Below are 8,001 nucleotides of genomic sequence, written 5' to 3' on the forward strand. Positions count from 1 at the left end.
CGCTTCAGCTTCGACAATCTCTGGATCCAGAAGATCCCGTCGAGCTGGTCGATCTCGTGCTGGTGGCACACCGCGAGCAGCCCATCGGCCTCCTCAGTCCGCTCGACGCCGTTGAGATCCTGATAGCTGACGCGAACCCGCGCATGCCGCCTGATCTCCTCCGTCACGCCCGGCATCGACACGCTGCCTTCGGTATGCATCAGCATGTCGTCTGACGCCCAGATGATCTTCGGATTGACGTAGGTCCGCGCGCTATCGGCGCCTTCCAGCTGGAGCACGACGACCCGCTTGGCCATGCCGATATGCGGCGCGGTGATGCCGATGCCGGGTGCCGCGCGCATCGTGTCGAGCAGATCGGCGGCGAGCTCGCGAAGGCTTTGGTCGAAGACGGTGATATGTTCGGCGACGAGGCGCAGCCGAGGGTCGGGATATTTCACGATTTGTCGGATCGTCACGTTTCTTCTCCGTCTTGCCGCTGGTCGTACAGTTCACTGGCCAGAAACAATGATCAAACATCAGTGGCGCCGCGAGCCGGTGCCATTCATTCTCGCCGCTCGATATCACGGCGCAGCACGATCAGCGTCGTCAGATCCTGCACGCTATGATGCGTGGCGATGATGTCGCGCAGCGTGTTCAACCGGTCGATGGACGGCACTTCGACCTCGACCATCAGGTCGAGCTGGCCGGTGACAGACGACACCCGCCGCACCTCCGAGTAGCGCGCCAGCTGGTCGAGCACCCCCATCGACGGCGTGCTGACCAGCGTCACCATCAGGAATGCCKACACCAAATTGCTATCCATCTGGCCGATATCGGCGCGGTAGCCGCGGATGACGCCGGTCTTTTCCAGTGCCGCGACGCGTTCGCTGGTCGCACTTCGGGAGAGCCCGATGCGCCCGGCCAAGGTCTTCAGCGGGATGYGCGCTTCCTTCGACAGGATGCCCAGAATGTCCCTGTCCTTGGCGTCGAGTTCCTTCATCGCCTGGTTCCGATCCGTGCCGTTAAAGTGCCGGTCCATGCAGTCATAGTGCCGGTGCAACCGACGCTTTGCCGGATGCCCGATTTTTCGGCCCGTGCCAAGCTTCAATACCAGCAAATTCGGATAGCCCATGACCGACGTGACCCATCCCGCGCCCGCATTCTCTTTTGGAGAGGCCGCCGATTTGGCCGCGAGCCATTTCGGCGTCAGCGGCCGCGTCACCGCGCTCGACAGCGAACGCGATCAGAACTTCAAGCTTTCGGCCGAGGATGGCGCCCTGTGGATCCTCAAGATCGTCAATGCCAGCGAGCCCGCCAGCGAGAGCGAATTCCAGGTCGCGTTGCTCGATCACCTGGCGCGCACCAGCCCGGACGTCGTGGCACCCCGACTCAAGATTTCGCAAAACGGCACGCCGCTCGCTGAGGCCGCTGGTGTTGGTAGCGAGCGCCACGCGTTGCGGCTGGTATCCTGGCTGCCCGGCTTGCCGCTGGCCGAGGTCGAGCGCACGCCCGAACTCCTGGCAAACCTGGGTTCAGCGCTTGGCCGACTCGACCGCGCGCTGCAGGGCTTCATTCATCCCGGCGCCTTGCGCTCGTTCGACTGGGATATTCGCCAAGCCGGTGCCGCGCGCCAGCGCCTGCCACATATCCCTGACGCCGAAGACCGCGCACTTCTACGGCGCCTGCTCGATCATTTCGATGCGGAGGTAGCTCCCCGTCTCGCCGGTTTGCGCGCGCAGGTCATCCACAACGACGCCAACGACTGGAACGTGCTGGTCGATGAGGATGGCCGCGACCGCATCGCCGGCATCATCGATTTCGGCGACGCGCTTTATTCGCCTTTGATCGCCGAAGTGGCCGTCGCTTGCGCCTATTCGATCCTCGACGTCGAAGACCCGATCGGTGCCGCCGCAACGTTGGCAGCCGGCTTCCATGCCGAATATCCGCTGCGTGAAGACGAGCTCGACGTCCTCTTCGACCTCATCGCCATGCGGCTGGTCATCAGCGTCACCTTGTCTGCCGCGCGCAAGGAAAAGACAGGCGACAATCCCTATCTCGCCATATCAGAAGCGCCGGCCTGGCGGTTGCTGCGCCGTCTCGGTGCGATGAATCGTAGGTTCGCCACCGCCATCCTGCGCCACGCCTGCGGTTTTGATGCTGCGCCTGGAGCTGGTGCCATCGCCTGCTGGATCAGTGCCAACCGCAAGAGCCTGGCACCGATCCTCGAGCGCCATCCGGCGACGCTGGTCAAGGCACTGGTGCCCTATGGCGATCCGGCCCATCCGATGACCGTCACCTCCGCTGGACAGCAGCCCGAGAAAGCCACCGCCTGGTGGGATGCCTTTTGCGCCGAAAATGGTGTGGCGCTCGGCATCGGCCCATGGGGCGAGGCGCGCACGGTCTACACTTCAGACATTTTCTGGTCGCGTTTCGTCGAAGGCGCGCGCCGGGTCCATCACCTCGGCCTCGATTTGTTCATGCCCGCCGGCACCAGGGTGTTCACCCCGCTGGCCGCCATAGTGAAAAGCRTGGAGATCGAAGAAGACCCGCTCGGTTATGGCTGCCTCGTTGCTCTCCTTCATGAACCACAGGGCTGCCCGCCCTTCGTCACGCTGTGGGGCCATCTCGGCCATGAAGCGGCGAGGCGGCTTAAAGCCGGCCAGCACCTCCAAGCAGGCGAACTCGTCGGCGAAATGGGCGTGCCGGCAGAAAATGGCGGTTGGGCGCCGCATCTGCATTTCCAGATCTCCGCTGATCCCGACCTCGCCGCCCGCGACATCCTCGGCGTCGGAGAAGCGCGTTATCTCGATGTTTGGCGCGAGCTGTTCCCCGATGCCGCCGACCTTGCCGGCATCCCGCCCGAAACCTTTGTCCAGACCGGCCGGACGCGTCCGGAGATCGTCGCGGCGCGGAAAAACTCGCTTCTGCCCAACCTGTCGATCTCCTATTCCGAGCCGATCAAGTTCGTGCGCGGCGAAGGCGCCTGGCTGATCGACGACCGCGGCCGCGCCTATCTCGACTGCTTCAACAATGTCTGCCATCTCGGCCACGCCCACCCCGACGTCGTCGAGGCCATCGCCCGACAGGCTGCCAGGCTCAACACCAACACGCGCTATCTGCACGACGGTATCGTCACCTACGCCGAGCGCCTGACAGCGACCTTGCCCGAGGGACTGTCGGTTGCGTCCTTCGCCTGTTCAGGCAGCGAGGCCAATTCACTGATGCTGCGCATGGCGCGCACCCATACGGGCCACAGCGAGGCTATCGTGCTCGACTGGGGCTATCACGGCACCACCCAGGAGCTGATCGATCTCAGTCCCTACAAATACAAGCGGAAGGGCGGCAAGGGCCGGCCCGCCCATGTCTTCGAGGCGACCATTCCAGACAGCTATCGCGCGCCCGAGGACTGGCCGGTCGAGGAGCACGCCAAACGCTTTGCCGAAAGCATTGCCGAGCAGATCGCCGACATGGCCAAACAAGGCCGCGCGCCCGGCCTATTCCTGGCCGAATCCATCCCCAGCGTCGCCGGCCAGGTCTTCCTGCCTGAGGGCTACCTCAGGGAAGTCTACGCCATGGTGCGCGCCGCTGGCGGCATTTGCGTCGCCGACGAGGTCCAGGTCGGCTTTGGCCGCGTCGGCTCGCATTGGTGGGCGTTCGAAACCCAAGGCGTCACCCCCGACATTGTCACCATGGGCAAGCCGATCGGCAACGGCCACCCGATGGCAGCCTTAGTCACCACCAAGGAAATCGCCGCCTCCTTCAACAACGGCATGGAGTATTTCAACACCTTCGGCGGCAACCCGGTGTCGTGCGCTGCGGGCCTTGCCGTGCTCGACGTGATCGAGCGCGACGGCCTGCTAGCGAATGCCGCAGAGATCGGTGCCTACCTGGTTTCGCGCTTCAGGGAGATGCAGGCGCGCTACGAGATCATCGGCGATGTCAGGGGCCAGGGCCTGTTCCTCGGCATCGAGCTGGTCACCGACCGCAAGACCAAGGCGCCGGCCACAGCATTCGCCCGCAAGGTCAATGACGGGGCGCGGGCGCGCGGCGTTTTGATCGGCACCGAAGGGCCACATGACAACGTGCTGAAGATGCGCCCGCCGATGATCTTCAGCCGGGCCAATGCCGATCATCTTGTCGGCGTTTTGGAAGAAACCTTCGCAGCGGTGCTGGCCGAAGGGGCATAGCAGACCCGCGCGGGCTCGCGCGGAGGGACTTCACCACAGAGGATTTCACCAACTTCCGGCGTTTACGCGCCGGCGGCAAGCCTAGGCTTTGCCTCGAAACACCAAGGGAGGAAGACATGAAATATACGTGCATCACAGCACTTCTGCTCGGCTCGGCCGTAATGGCCGCACCGGCATCAGCCGACACCCTCGACATCGTCAAGGAGCGCGGCAAGGTCACTTGCGGCGTCAGCCAGGGCGTCACCGGCTTTTCGGCGCCTGACGGTTCCGGCAAATGGTCCGGCTTCGACATCGACTTTTGCCGCGCCGTGGCGGCTGCCGTGCTCGGCGATCCGGAAAAGGTGAGCTACGTCCCGCTCTCCACCAAGGAGCGTTTCACCGCGCTGCAGTCGGGCGGCGTCGACCTGCTGTCGCGTCAGACCACCTGGACCTTGTCACGCGATGCCAGCTTGGGCATCCACTTCGTCGGCACCGCCTATTATGACGGCCAGGGCTTCATGATCCGCAAGGACCTCGGCGTCGACAGCGCGCTCAAGCTTTCCGGCGCCACCGTCTGCGCCGAGCAGGGCACCACCACCGAGCAGAACGTCGCCGACTATTTCAGCGCCAACAAGCTGAAATACGAGCCCGTCGTCATCGATTCCGCCGACGGTATCATCAAGGCTTTCGACGGCGGCCGCTGCGATGTCTACACCACCGATGCCTCCGCCCTTTACGCCCAGCGCCTRAAGCTCACCGATCCGGCCGCCTACACCGTGCTGCCCGAGATCATCTCCAAGGAGCCGCTTGGACCTGCCGTGCGCCAGGGCGACGACAAATGGTTCAACATCGTGCGCTGGACGCTGTTTGCGCTCGTCGAGGCTGAAGAACTCGGCATCAAGAAAGACAACGCCAAAGCCGGCCTGACCTCGGTCAATCCAGCAATCAAGCGCTTCCTCGGTGCTGAAGGCGACAGCGGCCTGCAGCTCGGGCTCGATCCGCGCTGGGCCTACAACGTCGTTTCGACAGTCGGCAATTACGGCGAAATCTTCGAGCGCAACCTTGGTCAGTCGAGCGAGCTCAAGATCGACCGTGGCATCAACGCCTTGTGGAACGCCGGCGGCCTGATGTACGCCCCGCCGGTGCGCTGAGACTTCAAACGCTACGGGGTCGCGCGCCCGCGCGACCCCGCTTCTTTTGCCTTTCTCGCGACCGGGCCAAGAACCCGCTAGTCAAGCACAGCTACGGCCTCCACTTCAAACAGCATGCCGTCGACCGCCAATCTGGGCACCGGGATCAATGTCTGTGCCGGCAGCGCTTCGCCGAACATTTCCTTGACGTTCTGGGTCAGTACCCCAAGCTTGGACATGTCGTGATCGACCACGAACACCGTGAGCTTGGCGACCTGATCCGGCCTTGTCCCAAGCGCATCGAGGGCGGTGCGCAAGTTTGCGTAGGCCTGCTTAACCTGGACAGCGAAGTCGGGCGACAAGCCTCCCGTGCTGTCTTGGCCGCCCTGTCCGGAGATGTAGGCCACCTGGCCTTGGCCGGGCACGATCACCGCCGTGCTGTAGCCGTTCGGCGACGGGTCGTAGAGGTTTGGTGGATTGACGATGGTCAGCTTGCGATCACTTTCTTTAGCTGTCGCCGCAGTCGGAACTGCCATGGTCATGATGATGAGTCCTCCGATAAGCAGATGCTTGATTGCGCGTGACATGATTTTCTCTCGGGCTCCGCGGGCTGCGAGGAACATTGCCTCGCGGCCGGCATGATCGAACTTCGCCCCATTGCCCATGCGATGACTCGCACAATGTGCGATACATTGTATGGTACGGTGTACGAGTCAATCGCCGCGCATCGACATTCCTGACGTTGCCTGCCAAAAACGTGGTTCCGACCAGCGAGGAAGACGAATGGCAGCCAAACCTAGCGGCGCCCGAAGCAAACGGTCTCAACGGACAAGTGAAGGACCTCAGCCCGAGCAGGAGCGGCGCAGTGAACCACCTCTCTCCCGGGAACGTATCGTTGCAACAGCGGTAGAACTGCTGGACGCTCAAGGTCTCGACGGGTTGACGATGCGTCGGCTGGCCGATCGCCTCGGCTCGGGCGTGATGAGCCTATACTGGCACGTCGACAACAAAGAGGATGTCTTTGATCTGGTGCTCGACCATGTGCTCGAATATCGCGCATCGCCGCAAATCGCTCAGTCTCAAGACTGGCGCGGAGATGTCGTTCATATGCTCGAAGACTGGCGCGCCAGCATGCTGCGCCATCCCTGGTCGGCATCGCTGTTGCCGCGCCGGGCGCTCGGCCCGAGCATTCTCGGTCGGCTGGAACTGCTGAGCAAGATCTTGTCCAGGGCCGGTGTGGCGGACGCGGATATGAATGCCGCGATATGGTCGCTGTGGAACTTTGTGATGGGCGCCACCATCACCCGGGCGAGCTTCGACCTCTCGGACGACGACAAGGCCGCTGCACAGCAGCGCCTTGCACGTCTCAGCCACCCGACAATCGAACGCTCCCGGCTGCTGTTGGATGATGATTGGGATGGCGCCTTCCAAAAAGGCCTCGGCTTCCTGCTCGATGGCCTGTTTCCAAGATGAGGCTGAACTGTAGCTTTGGCTCCCGGTCCGCTTATGCGTTTCACCTGGCTGGCGCGATTTTAGTCTAGCGCGCCGCCGCTTCGGCCGTTGGCTGTGAACGCGTGTCGAGGCTGACCACCACCGACATGCCGGGCGACAGCTGTTCGGCTAGCGCCTGGCCGGGGTCGATGCTGATGCGCACCGGCAGGCGCTGCGCCACTTTGGTGAAGTTGCCGGTGGCGTTGTCTGGTCTGAGCACGCTGAACTCAGAGCCCGTCGCCGGTGCGAAACGCTCGACATGGCCGGTCAGCGTGGCATGGCCGAGCGCGTCGACGGTGAAGGTCACCGGCTGGCCGACCTCCATGTTGGCAAGCTGGGTTTCCTTGAAATTGGCCATCACCCAGGTGCGCTTGGGCACCAGGGCCATCAGCTGCGTTCCCGGCGCCACATATTGGCCAAGGCGTGCGCCAACCTCGCCGAGCCGCCCGTCTTCGGGTGCGACAATGCGCGTGTTCTTGAGGTCGATCTCGGCGAGATGCACGGAAGCCTCGGCGCCTGCGACGGCAGCCTCAAGCGACTGGCGCCCGACGATGGTCGACTGCAGGTCCTGGCGTGACACCTCGGCTGCCGCTTCTGCCTGACTGTTGGCGGCGCGCGCCTGTTCGAGTGCCGTGCGCACCTTGTCGGCCTCGCTCAGCGTTGACACGCCGCGCTCGAGCAGCGGCTCGATCCGGCCCCAGCTGGACTGCGCGTTGTCATAGGCAACCTTGGCGGACCCGATTTGCGCCTCGGCCGACTTGACCCGCGCTTCGGCCGAGTGCCGCTGCTGCTCCGAATTGGCCAATGCGGCCTGCTGCGCGGCCAGCGTCGCGCGTGCCTGCTCAAGCTTCTGCACGAAGATGCGGTCGTCGATCTGGACCATAAGCTGGCCTGCCTTGACATCCTGGAAATCCTGCACCGCCACTTCGGCGATATAGCCCGAAAGCTGTGGTGCCAGGATGGTCGCCTGTCCCCGCACATAGGCGTTCTCGGTGACCTCGACAGAACTCTTGAAGGGCGGCAATTGCCAGACATAGAGGATCAGCGTCAGCCCGGCGATGCCAAGCACGATGGCCAGCAGCGTGCTAGCGGAGCGGAGCAGGTGGAGACTTTTCGATAGCATGGCGGTTCACGTGGTGGCTTGGAGTGTGGGAGCGGCCATCCGGTTGCGGACGGCGACGACGGCGATGTGGGCAAAGAGCAAGAACAGCAGCGCGAGAGCGATTGCCGTGATC

Annotated in this window: 7 protein-coding genes; 3 read left to right on the plus strand and 4 right to left on the minus strand. The window is 63.5% G+C overall.

Features of this window, described 5'->3' with window-relative positions; translation table 11 throughout:
* The coding region (locus AC1DUU_RS16500) for a peptide deformylase (protein WP_476784491.1) at positions 1-455 on the minus strand (455 nt) is incomplete at its 3' end.
* 86 nt (positions 456-541) lie between these two features.
* Positions 542-979, minus strand: coding sequence for an Lrp/AsnC family transcriptional regulator (locus AC1DUU_RS16505; protein ID WP_476784492.1), 438 nt, complete (start codon positions 977-979; stop codon positions 542-544).
* Positions 980-1,109: 130 nt separating this feature from the next.
* On the opposite strand from AC1DUU_RS16505, the gene AC1DUU_RS16510 reads away from it, so the two are divergent.
* Together AC1DUU_RS16510 and AC1DUU_RS16515 are read left to right on the plus strand one after the other, a co-directional pair.
* Complete coding sequence (locus AC1DUU_RS16510; protein ID WP_476784493.1) at positions 1,110-4,166, plus strand: aminotransferase class III-fold pyridoxal phosphate-dependent enzyme; 3,057 nt, start codon at positions 1,110-1,112, stop codon at positions 4,164-4,166.
* A gap of 116 nt (positions 4,167-4,282) precedes the next feature.
* The gene (locus AC1DUU_RS16515; RefSeq protein WP_476784494.1) at positions 4,283-5,296 is read left to right on the plus strand and encodes an amino acid ABC transporter substrate-binding protein; all 1,014 of its coding nucleotides are present in this window, start codon (positions 4,283-4,285) and stop codon (positions 5,294-5,296) included.
* 77 nt (positions 5,297-5,373) lie between these two features.
* On the opposite strand, the gene AC1DUU_RS16520 is transcribed toward AC1DUU_RS16515, so the two are convergent.
* Entirely contained in the window at positions 5,374-5,862 is a 489-nt protein-coding gene (locus tag AC1DUU_RS16520) for a RidA family protein (protein WP_476784495.1), read from the minus strand.
* A gap of 196 nt (positions 5,863-6,058) precedes the next feature.
* On the opposite strand from AC1DUU_RS16520, the gene AC1DUU_RS16525 reads away from it, so the two are divergent.
* Positions 6,059-6,748, plus strand: coding sequence for a TetR/AcrR family transcriptional regulator (locus AC1DUU_RS16525; protein WP_476784496.1), 690 nt, complete (start codon positions 6,059-6,061; stop codon positions 6,746-6,748).
* Between the two features lie 64 nt (positions 6,749-6,812).
* Here AC1DUU_RS16525 and AC1DUU_RS16530 read toward each other — a convergent pair whose 3' ends face one another.
* Positions 6,813-7,889 (minus strand): HlyD family secretion protein, encoded by a 1,077-nt coding sequence (locus tag AC1DUU_RS16530; RefSeq protein ID WP_476784497.1) that lies wholly within the window; start codon positions 7,887-7,889, stop codon positions 6,813-6,815.
* Positions 7,890-8,001: the final 112 nt, after the last annotated feature.

It is taken from the genome of Aminobacter sp. P4_H6_2 (genome assembly GCF_056400805.1).